This is a genomic window from Pelagibius sp. 7325, assembly GCF_037652055.1.
Taxonomy (GTDB): Bacteria; Pseudomonadota; Alphaproteobacteria; order Kiloniellales; family Kiloniellaceae; genus Pelagibius.
The window spans coordinates 196785-213423 of sequence record NZ_JBBKAH010000005.1 but is presented as its reverse complement, the minus strand read 5'-3'; the positions used below and the strand labels follow the sequence as shown (position 1 = coordinate 213423).

Here is a 16639-nt window from a genome sequence, read left to right as displayed (position 1 = left end):
CGGCCGCCAAGAAGCGCACCGTTCGTAAGTCGGCAGCGCGTAAGACGACCGCCCGCAAGACCGCCGCTCGCAAGAGCCCGGTCCGCAAGGCGGCCGCCAAGAAGCGCACCGTTCGTAAGTCGGCAGCGCGTAAGACGACCGCCCGCAAGACCGCCGCTCGCAAGAGCCCGGTCCGCAAGGCGGCCGCCAAGAAGCGTACCGTTCGTAAGTCGGCAGCGCGTAAGACGACCGCCCGCAAGACCGCCGCTCGCAAGAGCCCGGTCCGCAAGGCGGCCGCCAAGAAGCGCACCGTCCGCAAGTCGGCTGCTCGCAAGAGCCCGGCCCGCAAGACGGCTGCCAAGAAGCGCGTTGTTCGCAAGTCGGCGGCGCGTAAGACCACGGCTCGCAAGCCGGTTGCCCGTAAGACGGCTGCCAAGAAGCGCGTCGTGAAGCGTAAGACGGCTGCTCGCAAGAGCCCGGCCCGCAAGACCGCGGCGCGTAAGACGGCGGCTCGCAAGAGCACCGTGCGCAAGTCGGCCGCCCGTCGTTCGATGGCCCGCAAGACGCCTTCCCGTAAGGCTGTTGCGACCCGTCGTGTGATCGCGGCTCGCCTTGCATCTTCGCGTCCGTCGACGGCGAGTCGGCTTGCCGCAGTCGCCAGTGCGACCCGCCATGGCGGTTCCTATCGGAACGGCTTGGCGCATCGCTAAGAACTGACGACGCGATTTCGGCTTTACTGGTGCAAAGCAGTCAAGGGCGGGTACCCAGCGGTACCCGCCCTTAGCTATTCAAGTCTCTGGGGGCGGGCCCCAGCGGTACCCGGCGTTTACCATCGGCGGTCCAGCGCAATTTAGGGTCAGCGCCGCGTGACATCTGCGGCCTTGTTGTTTCCCCCGCCGACAGGTTGTAATAACCGGCAACAAATGTTGATTTGATGAGAAAAAACGGACTGTGGCACAGTCCACGCCTTTCGGGCCGGCAAATGCTTCTCCGTTTTACTTGTCATACTGTATTCATAGTTCTCTTGAGCGAGATTTTCTGAGTCGACATGTCCGATCGTAAGCTTGCCGTTGTTGTCCTGGCCGCCGGGAAGGGGACCCGGATGAAGTCCGACCTGCCCAAGGTGCTGCACCCGGTCGCCGGCCGGCCGATGCTGAGCCACGTGCTGGCCTCGGCGGCGACCTTGGCACCGGCGGAGACCGTGGTGGTGGTGGCCCCGGGTATGGCCGATGTCGAAGCCGCCGCGGCGCCCAGCCGCTGCGCCGTCCAGGATCGGGCGCTTGGCACCGGCCACGCCGTGGCTGCCGCCCGCGAGGCCCTGGCGCCCCTGGTGGCCCAGGGGTCGACCGATCTGCTGGTGGTCTTCGGCGACTGCCCGCTGATGACCAGCGAAACCCTGCAGAAGATGCTGGACGCCCGGCGGCGCGCCGGCGCGCCGGAGATCGTCGGCCTCGCCTTCCGGCCGCAGGATCCCGCCGCCTACGGCCGCGTGATCCTCGATGATGCCAAGGCAGGCGAGGGGGCGCGCATCGAGAAGATCGTCGAATTCGCCGATGCCGACACCGCCCAGCGTCAGATCGGCCTCTGCAACGCCGGCCTGGTCATCGGCGATGCGGCGTTGCTGTTCGACCTCATCGGGCGCCTCGGCAGCCACAATGCCCAGGGCGAGTATTACCTGACCGACATCTTCGGCCTGGCCCATGCCGAGGGCCGCCCCGCCGGCGTGGTCGAATGCCCGCCGGAAGAAACACTGGGCGTCAACTCGCGCGCCGACCTGGCGCTGGTGGAAGCGGTGATGCAGCGGCGCCTGCGCCGCCGCGTCATGGCCGACGGCGCGACTCTCATCGATCCCGAGACGGTGTGGCTGTCTGCCGACACGCGGCTGGGCCGCGACGTCACCGTGCACCCTTCGGTCTTCTTCGGCCCTGGCGTCACCGTCGGCGACCGGGTCGAGATCCGCAGCTTTTGCCATCTGGAAGGTGCCGAGGTTGGCGACGACGTGGTGCTGGGACCTTTTGCCCGCTTGCGCCCGGGGGCGAAGCTGGGCCGCGCGGCGCATGTCGGCAATTTCGTCGAGATCAAGAACGCCGTGCTGGGGGAAGGCGCCAAGGCCAATCACCTGACTTATCTGGGCGACGCCACCGTGGGCGCGGGCTCCAACGTCGGCGCCGGCACCATCACCTGCAACTACGACGGCTTCCTGAAGCATCGCACGACCATCGGCGCCAAGGTTTTCATCGGCTCCAACACGGCCCTTGTGGCGCCGGTCAGCGTCGGCGACGGTGCGCTGATCGCCGCCGGCAGCACAATCACCGAGGACGTGCCTGCCGACTCGGTGGCGGTCGAGCGCAGCGAGCAGCAGATCCGCGAGGGTGCCGCGGCGCGCTTTCGCGAGAAGCGCATCGCCGAGAAGAAGAAGCGTTCCTGAGCGACAGACACGAGGAAAGGATCCCGGCGTTATGTGCGGTATCATCGGCATTATCGGCGAAGCACCCGTCACCCCCCTGCTGCTTGACGGCCTGAAGCGCCTTGAGTATCGCGGCTACGATTCCGCCGGCATCGCCACTCTGCGCAACGGCTCCATCGATCGCCGCCGAGCCGAGGGCAAGCTCGGCAATCTGGCCGGCGTGGTAGAGCGCCAGCCGCTGGAAGGGACCATCGGCATCGGCCATACCCGCTGGGCGACCCACGGGCGCCCGACCGAGCAGAACGCGCATCCGCACGCCAACGGCCGCGTCGCCCTGGTGCACAACGGCATCATCGAGAACTTCAAGGAACTGCGCGGCGAGCTGGAAGCCGCCGGGCACCGCTTCGAGACCGAAACCGACACCGAAACGGTGGTCCACCTGATCTCCGACTACCTCGATCAGCAGATGACGCCGCAGCAGGCCGTGGCCGCCACCCTGAAGCGGCTGCAGGGCGCCTTTGCTCTGGCCATCATCTTCGCCGGGCGCCACGACCTCATGATCGGCGCGCGCCGCGGCTCGCCGCTTGCCGTGGGCTACGGCGACGGTGAGATGTTCCTCGGCTCCGACGCCCTGGCGCTGGCACCGCTGACCGACCGCATCTGCTATCTGGAAGAGGGTGACTGGGTCGAGCTGACCAAGGCCGGCGCCCAGGTGCACGACGCCGAAGACCGCGTGGTGCAGCGCGAGGTGAAGCAGACCGCCCTGTCCGGCGCGATGATCGGCAAGGGCGAGTACCGCCACTTCATGCAGAAGGAGATCTTCGAGCAGCCGGCGGTCATCGGCGACACCCTGCAGACCTTTCTCAATCCGCTGAACCGCAATGTCGAGCTGCCGGATCTCGGCATCGACCTCTCCGCCATTCCGCGCATCACCATCTCGGCCTGCGGCACGGCCTTCTACGCCGGGATGGTTGCCAAGTACTGGTTCGAGCAGATCGCCCGCCAGCCGGTCGAGGTCGACATCGCCTCCGAGTTCCGCTACCGCGAGGCGCCGATGCCCGAGGGCGGCGTCAGCCTGTTCATCTCGCAGTCGGGTGAGACCATCGACACGCTGGAGGCGCTGCGCTACGCCAAGCGCTGCGGCCAGCAGATCCTCTCCCTGGTGAACGTCGCCGAGAGCGCCATCGCCCGCGAGTCCCATGCCATCCTGCAGACCCTGGCGGGGCCGGAGATCGGCGTCGCCTCCACCAAGGCCTTCACCACCCAGCTGACGGTGCTGGCCTGCCTGGCGCTGGCCACGGCGCGGGCGCGCGGGGCGATCGACAAGGATCGCGAGGCGGCCCTGTCGCAGGCCTTGATGGAACTGCCGGCGCAGGTTGCCGAGGTGCTGAACCACGACGCCTCGATCCGTGTCATCGCGGCCGACATGGTGGAGGCGCGCGACGTGCTGTACCTCGCGCGCGGCCTGCTCTATCCGATCGCCCTGGAAGGCGCCCTGAAGCTGAAGGAGATCAGCTATATCCACGCCGAGGGCTACGCCGCCGGCGAGATGAAGCACGGGCCCATTGCCCTCATCGACGAGGACGTGCCGATCGTGGTCTGCGCGCCCTCCGGCCCGCTGTTCGAGAAGTCGGCCGCCAACGTGCAGGAGGTTGCCGCGCGCGGCGGCAAGGTGATCCTGCTGTCCGATGCCGAGGGCCTGAGACGTATCGGCGACCAGGCGGTTCACGTGGTGGAACTGCCGCAGGTCGATCCCTTCGTCTCGCCGATCCTCTACTGCCTGCCGGTCCAGTTGCTTGCCTATCACACGGCGGTGCTGAAGGGCACCGACGTCGACCAGCCGCGCAACCTGGCCAAGGCCGTCACGGTCGAGTAAGCGGGAAGGCGCTCGCATTAACCAGTTCGGCAACTCCTCCCGTCGTTCAGGATTGTCCGAAACGGACGCATATTTCGTCCGGCATTTGCCTTAAATCGCGAAGATCTGCGAGAATTTCCACGTAAATTCAATTGGTTGAAGCGTTTCAGGCAGGAGTGCCCCCGGTCCGAAACATCAACCTCCGATGGCGCCAGGTAAGGAAGTGTTCATCTTTATTTACTAATGTTACCTGACATTTTTCGGGCCCGGGACGACAGGTAAGTCGACCGGTGAGCGGTACTCTCGCGCTGTTTCAGGGTAGCGGCGCGTGAAGACCGGATCCAGGAGTAGGAACGTGGCTCTCGCACTCGGCCCCTCAAAGGCTGCTAATTTCCGTAGTTTCGCATTCGTCGCCGGCTTTGCGATCGCGATCGTCATCGCCTTGGCCCTCATGGGACCGGGCCGCGCCGTTTCCAACGCGGACTGGCTGACGCTGGCATCCAGCGGCGAGGCGCAGTGGCGTGCCGTGCCCGGCGAGGGTGACTGGCGGGCCATGGCGGCCAACGACCGCGTCCCCGATGGGGCGGAGATCCGCACCGGTGCCGACGGCAATGCTGTGGTCGCTAAGGACCTCGACCGGATCGAACTCCGCCCGGGCACCCAGCTCGTGGTCGCGGCGCGCAATGCGACCAAAGGAAAGATGGAGATCGACCAGCGGTCCGGCAGCGCCACCTACACGGTGGAGAAGCGCCCGGCCGGTACTTTCTCCGTGCACACACCCTATCTGGTCGCCGTCGTCAAGGGGACCCGGTTCGACGTCGACATCAGCCAGGAAGAGACCAGCGTCTCCGTGCAGGAAGGCCGCGTCGGTGTTTCGGACCGGCGCAGCGGCGACTCGGTCGACGTGAACCCCGGCCAGCGCGCGCGCGGTAGCGCCAGCACCACCGGCGTCGATGTGAGCAGTACCCGCTCCGGGGGCAGCGTGCCGGCCACCAAGGATCCTGCCAGCCAGTCCGCGGCGAACGGCAACGCCCAGGGCAAGGGCAACGGCGGCGGCAACGGTGGCGGCAACGGCGGCGGCAACGGCGGCGGCAACGGTGGCGGCAACGGCGGCGGCAATGGTGGCGGCAATGGCGGCGGCAAGGGCAAGGATAAGTAGTTCCTGCCCCCCAAGAGAATTGCGATGACTCGGCAGTGGGTCGGTTGGGCCCTGGCCTGTCTGGTTTCGCTCGGCGTGCTGGCCATCGGCGCATTGGAGCCCTTTGAGCGCCCCCTCATCGACCTGCGCATGCGCCTCGTTCAAACGCCGGCCGATCCGGCGCCTCTGCTCATCGAAATCGATCCCCGTTCGATCCATGAAGTGGGCCATTGGCCCTGGGGCCGCTCGCTGCACGCGCTGCTGCTGGACCGCTTGACTGCTGCCGAGGCCGGCGAGGTCTTCCTCGATCTCGATTTCAGTCTGCCCAGCGGCGCCGAGGAAGAGGACGCTGCGCTGGAGTTCGCCCTGGCGCGGCGGCAGGGCCGCACCACCCTGGCCGCCTTTCGGCAGTGGAGCGAGTCGGCCGGGGCCTACATCGACGCCGGTCCCTTGCCGCGTTTTGCGGCCCATGCGCGGCTCGCTTCCAGCAACGTGGTCCCGGCCGCCGACGGCACGATCCGGGAGATTGCTCTGCGGTACCCCTGGCGCGGCGGGTCGCTACCCAGCCTGGCCGCGGCCATCGCTGGTGTTACCGATTCCCAGGACGCGGCGGTCGAGGACAGCTTCTACGTCGACTACGGCATCGACCCCGGCGGCTTCACACGGCTGTCCTTCGTCGATGTCGCGCGCGGCGACGTCGATCCGGCGCTGCTGCGCGGGCGCAGCATTGTCGTCGGGGCCACCGCGGTGGAACTGGGCGACATGCTGGCGGTTCCCCGTCATCGGGCGCTGCCGGGCGTGGCGTTGCAACTGCTCGCCGCCCAGTCGCTGATGCTCGACCGGGCCCTCACGAGAGTGCCGTTCTGGATCTTCGTTCTGGCGGTCCCCGCCTTCCTCGCCCTCCTGTTTTCGCTCGCGCCCCGTCGCAACATCTCGGGCCTGCTGCTGGTCGTCGTCGCCGGCAATCTGCTGTTCGGAGCCGGCGCGCTAGTGGTGCAGGCGACGCTACCGGTCATCATCGATCTCCTACCCTTCTTCCTCGCTTCCGTGGTGGCCGCGGCAATCATCTTCCTTATGCGCTTTCACGGTGTTGCCGCCAGTCTGGTACGCGAAACCCTGGCGCGCCGGCGCAGCGAAAACTTTCTGGGCCTTGTCGCCCAACATGCCTTCGACGCGCTGGTCACCGCCGATGCCAAGGGACAAGTACGCTTCGTGAATGCGGCGGCCAGCAGGATGTTTCGCTTGCCGCCGGACGAAGGCGGCGGCCTTTCCATCATCGACTTCGTCGCACGGCCGGGCAGCGTACCGCAAGATCGCGTTGCGGAAGCGCTGCGCCGTGTCGCCCTCTCCAACCGTCCGCAGCGACTGGTGTGCCGCCGCCACAACGGCACGCTGTTCTACGCCGATCTAGCGGTCAGCGTGTTGGAGGACGATGGCGAGGGACTACAGTTCATTTTGCTGGTGCGCGATATCGACCGTCGGGTGAAGGCAGAGCAGCGCCTGCTGGCGCGCGAGCGGGAACTGCGCCGCGCTAAGGCCGAGGCAGAACTCGCCAATCAGAGCAAAACCGAATTCCTGGCCAACATGAGTCATGAGCTGAGGACGCCGCTGAATGCCATCATCGGCTTCTCCGAACTGATGGAGCAACAGCTGCTTGGGCCGCTCGGGAACGGGGAGTACGTCGGCTATGCCAAGGGCATCCGCGAGAGCGGCGAGCGCCTCTACCATACTGTCTCCGACGTTCTTGAGTTCGCCCGCATTGAGGCGGGCAAGCAGTCGCTCGACGCGGCGGCAGTCGATCTGGCCGCGCTCTGCCGCCGCTTGGCCGACCTGATGATGCCGCAAATGCGCGAGGCCGGACTGGAGTTCACGCTCTCGCTACCGGCGAGCGAGGCCTATTACCTGATCGACGAGCGCTTGATGAAGCATGCCATCAAGAATCTGCTGTCCAACGCGTTGAAATTCACGCCGCAGGGCGGCCGCGTGGCCTTGAAGCTGGCCCTGCACGGCGATGGGGCCGCCGTCGTCACTGTCGAGGACAATGGTATCGGCATCGATGAATCGGAGATCGAGGCCTGCTTCGACGCCTTCGCTCAGGCCAACCGCGGGCTTGCGCGTTCCCACGAAGGCTCTGGCCTTGGCCTCACCCTGGCCAAGCGCTTTGTCGAATCGCACCAAGGAACGATCACATTGCAGTCGGCGACCGACGGGCGCGGCGGCCCCTCGGGCACGACGGCGACCATCACCTTGCCCGGCGCGCGGGCCTGCGGCGCGCAAGGTGATGGCCGCCTCGCGGCCGTCAGGTCGGTCGCTCAGTAACGCGGCACGTCCGCGACGCTGCAGTTGCCCGTGGTGTAGACGTTCTGCACCATGCAGTACTTGGTCATGTTGACGATCAGGGCGCCGTTGCTGCAGCTTTTCAGCCGCACCCATGCATCGAGGCCGTAGATGCCGGAGGACTTGGCGCCGCCGGTGCGTCGCATTACCTTCACGGAATCGACATCACTCTGATTGACGCTGCGTTCCTGCAGCGCCTGATTGACTTCCTGCTCGCATTGGAACGCCGAAGCGCTGGCGGTGTTGAAGGAGAGAGCAAAAGCGGCGACGACGGCCGCACGCGTCAGGGTTCGCATCTGCATCGGGGACTCCTGAAGTCGTTGTCCTTCTGAAATGGTGCCGCCACGGCAGCTGGCAATGCCGGCGGGACCCAGGAATGCAAAAACGGAATGCCGGGGCCGCCCGCCCCCAGCATCAGTAGGCGGTGACGTCGTCCAGGCGGCAGCCGCCGCGGGTGTAGCTCTGCCGCACAAAGCAGGTCCGGGTGAGGTCGATGACCAGATAGCCGCTGGGGCAGCTCTTGACCCGCATCCAGGCGCGCACGCCCAGCACGTCCGGCCCGGTTTCGCTGGGGTTGAGCTTCTCGACGTAGCGGAGGTCGCTGATGTCCGTGGCGCCCAGGCCCAGGCGGGCGAGTTCTTCCTCGGCCCCCCGGCTGCAGTCCAGGGCAAGGGCAGGGCCCGCCGCCAGCGCCGCCAGCAGGGTCGGCAGCAGCCAGGTCAGGGTTGCGGTTGCCAGCAGCAGGCGTTGCATGGGTCGTCCTCGCAAGAAATGGGCGGCGCGCGGAAAATGGCGCCAGCCTAGTAGTTTGGCAAGCCTTCGACGCGGCAATCGCCGCGCGTGTAGCTCTGCCGGACATAGCACTTGGCGGTCATGTTGATGACCAGCCAGCCGCTGCAGGCGTTCAGCCGCACCCAGGCGTCGACGCCCAGGATATCAGGTCCGTACTCGTCGGAGATGTTGACCTTCTCGATGATGCGGATGCTCTGCACCGCGTCCGGCGCCAGGGGCAGGCTGGCCAGATGGCTGTCGACCGTGTCGGCGCAGCGGGTCGAATCGGCGGCGTGCAGGGGCGTGGGCAGCAGCAGGCCGGCGGCCAGAGCGAGGCCGGCCAGTCTGGTGGTGTGCCGGCTGGCGGGCCGGGCGACGGGCTGGAAAGACGGTCGCAGGTGCATGGGCAAAGCTCCTGGTTGCGGGCGGCCGCTGGTCCCATCGATCGGGACCTGCTGGCCTTTCGCCGGTTCGGCTGACCTGTCTATACTCGCGCCCAGATCATGACAATGCCGGGCCGCCGGAGATGCTTCGGGCCCGGCCACAGTGGAGGACAAGAAATGACTGCACAAGCCCGCAAGATTGACGTCGCGACGCCGCAGCTCTCCGACCCCAAGCTGTTCCGCGAGCAATGTTACATCGACGGCGGCTGGGCGGATGCCGACAGCGGCAAGGCCATTGAGGTGACCAATCCCGCCACCGGCGAGGTGCTGGGCACGGTGCCCAACATGGGCGCCGCCGAGACCCGCCGTGCCATCGAGGCGGCGGAAAAGGCCTGGCCGGCCTGGCGCAGCCTGCTGGCCAAGGAGCGCGCGACCATCCTGCGCAAGTGGTTCAACCTGATCCTCGAGAACCAGGAGGACCTCGCCCGCCTGATGACCCTGGAGCAGGGCAAGCCCCTGGCCGAGGCCAAGGGCGAGGTGGTCTACGGCGCCAGCTTCATCGAGTGGTTCGCCGAGGAAGCCAAGCGAATCTACGGCGACACCATCCCCCAGCACCAGGCCGACAAGCGCATCGTCGTGGTGAAGCAGCCGGTCGGCGTCGTCGCGGCGATCACGCCATGGAATTTCCCCAACGCCATGATCACCCGCAAGTGCGCGCCGGCCCTGGCCGCCGGCTGCCCGGTGGTGATCAAGCCGGCGACCCAGACGCCCTATTCGGCCTTCGCGCTGGCCGAGCTGGCTGAGCGGGCCGGCGTGCCCAAGGGTGTCATCAATATCCTGACCGGCTCGGCCAAGGAGATCGGCGGCGAGATGACCTCCAGCCCGATCGTGCGCAAGCTGTCGTTCACCGGCTCGACCGAGGTGGGCAAGCTGCTCATGCAGCAGTGCGCCTCGACCATCAAGAAGGTCTCGCTCGAACTGGGCGGCAACGCGCCCTTCCTGGTGTTCGATGACGCCGACCTCGACGCCGCGGTCGAGGGCGCCATCATCTCCAAGTTCCGCAACACCGGCCAGACCTGCGTCTGCGCCAACCGCATCCTGGTGCAGGACGGCGTCTACGAGGCCTTCGCCGAGAAGCTGGCGGCGGCGGTGAAGAAGCTGAAGGTCGGCCCGGGCCTCGAGGACGGCGTGAGCCAAGGCCCGCTGATCGACACGGCCGCCCTGGAAAAGGTCGAAGAGCACGTCGCCGATGCCACGTCCAAGGGCGCCAAGGTATTGCTCGGCGGCGCCCGCCACGACCGTGGCGGCACCTTCTATCAGCCCACCGTGCTGACCGACGTCACGACGCAGATGAAGGTGACCCGCGAGGAGACCTTCGGTCCGGTGGCCCCGCTGTTCCGCTTCAAGACCGAGGAGGAGGGCGTGGCGCTCGCCAACGATACCGAGTTCGGCCTGGCGTCCTACTTCTACGCCCGGGACATCGGCCGCATCTGGCGTGTCGGCGAAGCGCTGGAGACCGGCATGGTCGGCATCAACACCGGCCTGATCTCCACCGAGGTGGCGCCCTTCGGCGGCGTCAAGGAATCGGGCATCGGCCGCGAGGGCTCCAAGTACGGCATCGATGAGTTCCTCGAGGTGAAGTACCTCTGCATGGGCGGCGTGTGATCCAGCACGGCGCGGGAAAAGGCCCGACGGCCTGATTGACCTCGTGCTTGGAGACGCCTGCTGCGCAGGCTCCTCGGCATGAGGTCAATCTTTCTACTCCTCTCATCCTGAGGAGCCGCCGCAAGGCGGCGTCTCGAAGGATGGGCCACAGGTCGAGCGCCCTCTATTCAGCTGCCTGCTAGCGCAGGAGCAGCCTGATCGGATTGCTGTAGGCCATCAGGTCAGGCGCTTCCGGCTTGTCGAGGCGGACACGGGCGCGCAGGTAACAGCTTACGTCGTCCGTCCCTGGCGAGGTGGGATGCAGCGTGGCCACGGCCTCGTTGCTGTCCGCCGCCAGCTGCAGGGTGGCGAGAATTTCCGCCTCGCCGCTTTGGCAGTTGCCGATGATCTCTATCTGCAGCGGCATCGCGGCGGCGCCCGGGCCGCGTTCCAGAATCACGTGCGCGGCAATGAGCCGCCCTTCGCCGCGAAGGCTGACGATCGATCCCGGGAACACCGGCGTCGCCAGTCCCGCGACCTCGACGAAGAACGAGAACTCGCTCAGGATCTGCCCGTGGTCGGCCCAGAACGTGCCGGCCCTCAGGGCCTGGAACACGGCCTCGTAGCTGAAGGCCGCTGCATTGAGGTGCGTGCGTGCGAAGCCGCAGGGTCGCATGTCGAGAGTGGCATTGTGATAGTCCGATCCCGCGAGCGCGCCCCAAAGCTGGTGTCCCTCGGAGAGCAGGCGGTCCCAGGTTCCACCCACTTCGGCCACCACGGGGTCCCAGCGGTCGATGGTCTGCTGAGGTTTGCGATAGCTGCCGATCACCTTCGCGTTCTGATGCCCGGGCGCGCCGGCGAAGCCGATGAACAGGGGTGCCTTGGTGTTCCAGCGCAGGATGTCCGTGTAGTTTTCCTCGGCGCCGCGGTCCTCGCGGCTCGGGTGGTTGTAGATCATCAGCAGGTCGTCGCCGCGTTGCAGATGCGAAGCCGCCAGCGTCAGCAGGGGCTCGTCCAGCGTCGTCTTGTCCGCCGCCGCGCGCGCCTGCTCGATGGTGATCTCGGCCGCGTCGCGTATGCCGGGCAGGATCTCGCCTTCCAGGGATGGATCCGCAATGACGGTTGCATGCTCGCGGCGGCCGTAGGACGGCATGTTCACTTCGACGCCGCCGATCAGCAGGAAACCTGCATTCTGCTGGCGCGTGACCTTGAAGGCATCGAGTTCTACATAGCTTGCCGTTCCGACGGAATCGGAATGGTCGGTGATCGCCAGCGCATCGCAGCCGGAGTCGCGGGCCAGTCGGACCAGTTCGGCGACGTTCAGGGCGCCGTCCGAGAAGTCGGTGTGGGTGTGGTGGTCGAAGACGATATCGACGCTCTGGCCGGCCCAGGGCGCGGCGGCGACGACGATCGGTTCGTCTGCCGCGGGCGGCGCGGAGAGCAGCAGGGCCGCGCCCGCGACCGACACGATGCCCAGGACGGCGAAGACGATGGCGGCCTTTTGGCGGGCAGGGGTGCCGGCAGTGCGGCGCGCCGCCGTGCCGCGCAGCGCGGCCGCGTAGGCCTGGGACGTGTCGGGGCGCGACTGCCCGGGGTTGCGCATCGGCCTCGCCGGTGCTTCGACCGACGCGAACCTCTCCATGAAGGCGGCAACCAGCCGGCGGACCGTGCGCGAATAGGTCTGGCCCTCAGTCTCGGTCATGGCCTGCAAGGCTTGGAACTGGTCCTTGTCGAGGGTCAGGGGCAGCGTCTGCCAAGGCCGGCCTTCGACGGTAGCGATTGCCTCGCCGGCGGCGCGGCGGTCCTGCAGCGTCGCGGCGGCGCCGCCTGCGCGGCCATCCGGCGCCATTTCCGGCCGGTTCAATGCCAGCGCGACGATCTGGCGGCAGGCCTCCGCCGCGTCGACGCCCATCTCCGCCGCGAGTTGCCCAAGGAAGACGGCCTGATGGCGCCGGATGTGAACGATGATCGTGACGGCACCGCTTGCCGTATCGATGACGATTTCCGGGGCGGCTGTGCCGCGCGCGCTCTTGCCGAGGCCCCGGCCCAGAAGGAGGCGGCCCAGCACGAGGCCGGCGATGAGACCGGCGGCGTTCCAGAGCACATCTGCCAGCCGGTCGCTGCGCGACGGCAGATGAACCTGCGCCAACTCGATCGCCAGGATCAGAGCGCCGCCCGCGAGGGCCACTAAGCCGGAACGAACGAAGAACCGGGGAGGACCGAGAGGCGCCGCCAAGCCGACCAGTCCGAAGAGGGCGAAGGCCAGCAGGCTGGCCGCGATGCTGTAGCTATTGGCGCCCTGGCAGCAGGATGACAGGAAGGTCTCCAGCGCGCCGAGATCCGGAAATTCTTCTTGAAAATCAAACGGATACGTCGCGGCGACGACTATCACTACGGCAAGTGTCAGCCATAATCGAGTCACTGCTTCCCCCCAATTTTCTGAGCGGCGGAGCGGTGCTTCCCTTCACCGCCGGCGCTTGCAAGTGCGCCGAAGCCGCACTGACCCCGCCTGTGCCGTTCTGAAACAGCAGCGGGTTCGCTTCTTCAGGCCGTCCTCTTTCTGCTACCCAGGCGTCTTCGAGGGACCGCATCATCTTCCCTTTGATGCGGCCGAATCGGAAGAAAAAAGGGCCAGTCTAGTGGCGACTGGCCCTCGTCGTACCCCTGCCGGCCGCCGGTTACTCCGCCGCCTGGCTGGCGGCTTCGCCGCGCTTGTGCTCCCATTCGTAAATGTAGTCGCGGGTCAGCGGCACGGCGTCGATCTTCTTGGCGATCTGGATCTGGAACACCATCAGTCCCTGGTGGCGGAAGCCCATTTCGCAGCCGATCAGGTAGGCCTCCCACATGCGGCAGAAGCGCTCGTCATAGAGCTCGGCGATCCTGGCCCGGTTGGCCTGGAAGCGCTCCTCCCAAATGCGCAGGGTCTCGGCGTAGTGCAGGCGCAGCACCTCCACGTCGGTGACGATCAGCATGGCGTCTTCGATCACCGGTAGCACCTCGCCCAGGGTCGGCACGTCGGTGCCCGGGAAAATGTACTTGCGGATGAAGGGGTTGACCGGACCAGGCTCGTTCACGCGGCCGACCGAATGCAGCACGAAGACGCCGTCGTCGGCCAGCAGGTCCTTCACCTTCTCGAAGTATTCGCGGTAGTTCTTCTTGCCGACGTGCTCGAACATCCCGACCGAGACGATGCGGTCGTACTTGTTGCTGTCCTCGCGGTAGTCGCGCAGGTGGAACTGCACGCGATCTTCCAGGCCGGCTTTCCTGGCGCGCTCCTGGCTCAGCTTGTGCTGTTCGGTCGACAGCGTGACGCCGGTCACCTCGCAGTCACCGGCCTGGGCCAGGTAGAGCCCAAGGCCGCCCCAGCCGGAGCCGATGTCCAGCAGCTTCAAGCCCGGCCGGTCGAACAGCAGTTTGGCCGCCAGGTGCCGCTTCTTGTCGGCCTGCGCCTGTTCCAGGCTTTCCTCGCCGCTACGGAAATAGGCGCAGGAGTACTGCCGGTCGGTATCCAGGAACAGGTCGTAGAGCTGTCCCGAGAGGTCGTAGTGGTGGGCGACGTTCTTCTGGGCTTTGCCGATCGGGTTGTACTGCTTCAGGCGGCGGACGTGTCCGCCCAGCGCGAAGCCGAACTGCACCAGTTTGTTGTTCTCCAGGTGGTGGTAGTTGCGCGCCAGCATCTCGAGGAAGCCGCGCAAGGTCCCTTCTTCCAGGGTGACGTCGCCGTCCATGTACGCTTCGCCCAGGTAGAGCGGCGGATTGAGGACCAGCTTGTACTCGAGAATGCGCCTCTTGATGCGCATGGTGCAGCGCGGCCCGGTGCCGTCGCCGCAGTCGGTGATCTTCCCTTTGGCGTCAATCAGACGGAGGTTGCCGTCCTGGATAACCTTCTGCAAAAGCTTCTGGAACAACATGGTTCAACTCCGGATGTCCGTCCCCTCGTTCCCCTTGGGTCATTCATTCGTTAAGCTTTTAATTATTGCATCCCTATCAGTATCTTGGCCCGATCTTTTGAATCGTGCAACTGTCTGGCACTTTGCCTTATTCTGCTAGGGGTTGGGCGGCAATTTGCCCTGTTGCGGGGCGGCCCGAGGTTGCGGCGGCCCCCTGCGCTGCCTAGATTGCCCCCTAGGTTTCCCTCCATCAACAGGGCCCGGCCCGACCCCAGCTTGGTGCCAGCTTAGCCGGGGGGCGGCGGACGTTTCGAAGGGTAAAAGATGGCCGGCTACGACTACGAACTTTTTGTCATCGGCGGTGGTTCCGGCGGCGTCCGGGGCGCCCGCATGGCGGCGGCGACCGGGGCCCGCGTGGCCATCGCGGAGTCCTACCGCTACGGCGGCACCTGTGTGATCCGCGGCTGCGTGCCCAAGAAGCTGCTGTCCTACGCCAGCCACTTCCACGAGGACTTCGAGGACGCCGCCGGCTTCGGCTGGACGGTGCCCGAGCCTCGCTTCGACTGGGCCCGCCTGATCGCCAGCAAGGATACCGAAATCGACCGGCTGGAGGGCATCTACCAGAAGCTCCTGGGCAATGCCGGGGTCGAGATCTTCCACGGCCACGCCCGTCTCAACGACGCGCATACGATCGAAGTCGGCGACCGGACCTTCACCGCCGAGACCATCCTGATCGCCACCGGCGGCACGCCGACCTTCCCGATGGAGCCCGGCTGGGAGCACGGCATCTCCTCCAATGAGGCCTTCCACCTGAAGGAACTGCCCAAGCGCGCGGTGATCGCCGGCGGCGGTTTCATCGCGGTGGAGTTCGCCGGCATCTTCAACGGACTGGGCAGCCAGGTGACGCAGATCTACCGCGGCCCGCAGATCCTGCGCGGTTTCGACGACGACGTGCGCAACACCCTGGCCGGCGAGATCGTGAAGAAGGGCATCAACCTCATCGTCGAGACCACCATCGATCGCATCGAAAAGCGCGAAAGCGATCTCTTGCTCCATCTTTCGGACGGCTCGACCCTGGAGACCGACCTCGTCATGGCGGCGACGGGCAGGAAGCCCAACGTCGAGAACCTCGGCCTGGAGCAGGTCGGCGTCGAGCTGAACAGGCGCGGCGCCATCAAGGTCGACGAATACTCCAGGACCACGGTCGACAACATCTACGCGGTGGGCGACGTCACCGACCGCATCAACCTGACCCCCGTCGCGATCCAGGAGGCCATGGCCTTCGTCGACACGGTCTACCGCGGCACGCCGCGCGCCATGAACCATGCCGACGTGCCCTCGGCCGTCTTCAGCCATCCGCCGGTCGGCACCGTGGGTCTGACCGAAATCCAGGCACGCGAGACCTACGGCGCCGTCGACATCTACCGCTCCACCTTCCGCCCCTTGAAACACACCCTCTCGGGCCGCGACGAGAAGACCATGATGAAGCTGGTGGTCGAGCGTGCCGGCCAGAAGGTGGTCGGCGTCCACATGGTGGGCCTCGACGCACCGGAGATCGTCCAGGGCATGGCCGTCGCCATCAAGGCCGGCGCCACCAAGCAGATCTTCGACTCCACCGTCGGCATCCACCCGACCGCGGCCGAGGAATTCGTGACCATGCGCGAACCGATCCCCGACGCCACCGCCAAGGCGGCGGAGTAGGGGAGATGACGGCCGCTTCCCGTATGACCTATCTGGGAGCGGCCTTTTTCGCGGGCGCGGCAGGGGTGGCGGCTTTGGCCGCCATGGTGGTTCATGACGTTCCCCATCCGGACAATTCCTTCTCAGAGACCATCTGGGTGCGGTCATTTTTCGCTCTCGCGGCTATCTTATCTGCGGTCGTCGCCTTTTTCGTGAGCCGGTACTTTGACTGGCGCTTGCGTTGCGAGCCGCTGTTCGGCCGTGCATTTGTGGTTGGCGGCTCGACAGTGGTCATCGCACACCTGCTGATCGGTGCGGTGTGCCAAGTTCTGCTCGGGGTGCTTAACCTGGTGTGGCCAGAGCAATCCCTTTTTGGGCGCGGCGGGGATCTTCTTAGTGCGCTCGGAATGAGCGTCTTTTCGGTCGTCTATGGTTGGTACCTCACGCTGCCCCTCGGCATCGCAGCGGCAGCGCTTGTGGAGTGGCTGGTACGCCGGCGCGAGGCTGCTTCCCCCTCATCCAGCACCGCCAAGGCGGCGGAGTAGGGGTATTCTT

General features: G+C 66.4%; 13 protein-coding genes. 8 read left to right on the top strand and 5 right to left on the bottom strand.

Features of this window, described 5'->3' with window-relative positions; translation table 11 throughout:
* The 5 genes from WDC82_RS16035 to WDC82_RS16015 all read left to right on the top strand — a co-directional run.
* Positions 1-689, top strand: a 689-nt coding sequence (locus WDC82_RS16035) for a histone H1-like repetitive region-containing protein (protein WP_340118364.1), incomplete at its 5' end; no start/stop codon positions are given.
* 338 nt (positions 690-1027) lie between these two features.
* Positions 1028-2407, top strand: coding sequence for a bifunctional UDP-N-acetylglucosamine diphosphorylase/glucosamine-1-phosphate N-acetyltransferase GlmU (gene glmU / locus WDC82_RS16030; protein ID WP_340118363.1), 1380 nt, complete (start codon positions 1028-1030; stop codon positions 2405-2407).
* 31 nt (positions 2408-2438) lie between these two features.
* On the top strand, positions 2439-4262 hold the full coding sequence (gene glmS / locus WDC82_RS16025) for a glutamine--fructose-6-phosphate transaminase (isomerizing) (RefSeq protein WP_340118362.1): 1824 nt from the start codon (positions 2439-2441) through the stop codon (positions 4260-4262).
* 334 nt (positions 4263-4596) lie between these two features.
* On the top strand, positions 4597-5400 hold the full coding sequence (locus WDC82_RS16020) for a FecR family protein (RefSeq protein ID WP_340118361.1): 804 nt from the start codon (positions 4597-4599) through the stop codon (positions 5398-5400).
* Between the two features lie 24 nt (positions 5401-5424).
* Complete coding sequence (locus WDC82_RS16015) at positions 5425-7698, top strand: CHASE2 domain-containing protein (protein WP_340118360.1); 2274 nt, start codon at positions 5425-5427, stop codon at positions 7696-7698.
* On the opposite strand, the gene WDC82_RS16010 is transcribed toward WDC82_RS16015, so the two are convergent.
* The 3 genes from WDC82_RS16010 to WDC82_RS16000 form a co-directional block, all read right to left on the bottom strand.
* Positions 7692-8018, bottom strand: a complete 327-nt coding sequence (locus WDC82_RS16010) for a hypothetical protein (protein WP_340118359.1) — start codon at positions 8016-8018, stop codon at positions 7692-7694. The genes WDC82_RS16015 and WDC82_RS16010 overlap by 7 nt on opposite strands.
* 112 nt (positions 8019-8130) lie before the next feature.
* Positions 8131-8469 (bottom strand): hypothetical protein, encoded by a 339-nt coding sequence (locus WDC82_RS16005; protein WP_340118358.1) that lies wholly within the window; start codon positions 8467-8469, stop codon positions 8131-8133.
* A 47-nt stretch (positions 8470-8516) separates the two neighbouring features.
* Positions 8517-8891 carry a hypothetical protein gene (locus WDC82_RS16000; protein WP_340118357.1) on the bottom strand — a complete coding sequence of 125 codons (375 nt, stop codon included), beginning with the start codon at positions 8889-8891 and terminating at the stop codon, positions 8517-8519.
* Positions 8892-9047: 156 nt separating this feature from the next.
* Between WDC82_RS16000 and gabD the strand changes: the two genes are divergently transcribed.
* Positions 9048-10535, top strand: a complete 1488-nt coding sequence (gabD, locus tag WDC82_RS15995; protein ID WP_340118356.1) for an NADP-dependent succinate-semialdehyde dehydrogenase — start codon at positions 9048-9050, stop codon at positions 10533-10535.
* Between the two features lie 178 nt (positions 10536-10713).
* On the opposite strand, the gene WDC82_RS15990 is transcribed toward gabD, so the two are convergent.
* Complete coding sequence (locus tag WDC82_RS15990) at positions 10714-12906, bottom strand: PHP domain-containing protein (protein ID WP_340118355.1); 2193 nt, start codon at positions 12904-12906, stop codon at positions 10714-10716.
* Positions 12907-13192: 286 nt separating this feature from the next.
* Positions 13193-14425 carry a cyclopropane-fatty-acyl-phospholipid synthase family protein gene (locus WDC82_RS15985; RefSeq protein ID WP_340118354.1) on the bottom strand — a complete coding sequence of 411 codons (1233 nt, stop codon included), beginning with the start codon at positions 14423-14425 and terminating at the stop codon, positions 13193-13195.
* A gap of 303 nt (positions 14426-14728) precedes the next feature.
* Between WDC82_RS15985 and gor the strand changes: the two genes are divergently transcribed.
* Both gor and WDC82_RS15975 read left to right on the top strand, forming a co-directional pair.
* Positions 14729-16105, top strand: a complete 1377-nt coding sequence (gene gor / locus WDC82_RS15980; protein ID WP_340118353.1) for a glutathione-disulfide reductase — start codon at positions 14729-14731, stop codon at positions 16103-16105.
* A gap of 5 nt (positions 16106-16110) precedes the next feature.
* A complete protein-coding gene (locus tag WDC82_RS15975) occupies positions 16111-16629 on the top strand; it encodes a hypothetical protein (protein ID WP_340118352.1) in 519 nt (172 codons plus the stop codon).
* Positions 16630-16639 lie beyond the last annotated feature (10 nt).

What these genes read in the sequence shown, in the direction of transcription:
- WDC82_RS15975 (WP_340118352.1), top strand. Translation starts at nt 16,111, where the DNA reads ATGACGGCCGCTTCCCGTATGACCTATCTGGGAGCGGCCTTTTTCGCG.
- WDC82_RS16015 (WP_340118360.1), top strand. Translation starts at nt 5,425, where the DNA reads ATGACTCGGCAGTGGGTCGGTTGGGCCCTGGCCTGTCTGGTTTCGCTC.
- glmU (WP_340118363.1), top strand. Translation starts at nt 1,028, where the DNA reads ATGTCCGATCGTAAGCTTGCCGTTGTTGTCCTGGCCGCCGGGAAGGGG.
- WDC82_RS16010 (WP_340118359.1), bottom strand. Translation starts at nt 8,018, where the DNA reads ATGCAGATGCGAACCCTGACGCGTGCGGCCGTCGTCGCCGCTTTTGCT.
- WDC82_RS16005 (WP_340118358.1), bottom strand. Translation starts at nt 8,469, where the DNA reads ATGCAACGCCTGCTGCTGGCAACCGCAACCCTGACCTGGCTGCTGCCG.
- WDC82_RS16000 (WP_340118357.1), bottom strand. Translation starts at nt 8,891, where the DNA reads ATGCACCTGCGACCGTCTTTCCAGCCCGTCGCCCGGCCCGCCAGCCGG.
- glmS (WP_340118362.1), top strand. Translation starts at nt 2,439, where the DNA reads ATGTGCGGTATCATCGGCATTATCGGCGAAGCACCCGTCACCCCCCTG.
- gabD (WP_340118356.1), top strand. Translation starts at nt 9,048, where the DNA reads ATGACTGCACAAGCCCGCAAGATTGACGTCGCGACGCCGCAGCTCTCC.
- gor (WP_340118353.1), top strand. Translation starts at nt 14,729, where the DNA reads ATGGCCGGCTACGACTACGAACTTTTTGTCATCGGCGGTGGTTCCGGC.
- WDC82_RS15985 (WP_340118354.1), bottom strand. Translation starts at nt 14,425, where the DNA reads ATGTTGTTCCAGAAGCTTTTGCAGAAGGTTATCCAGGACGGCAACCTC.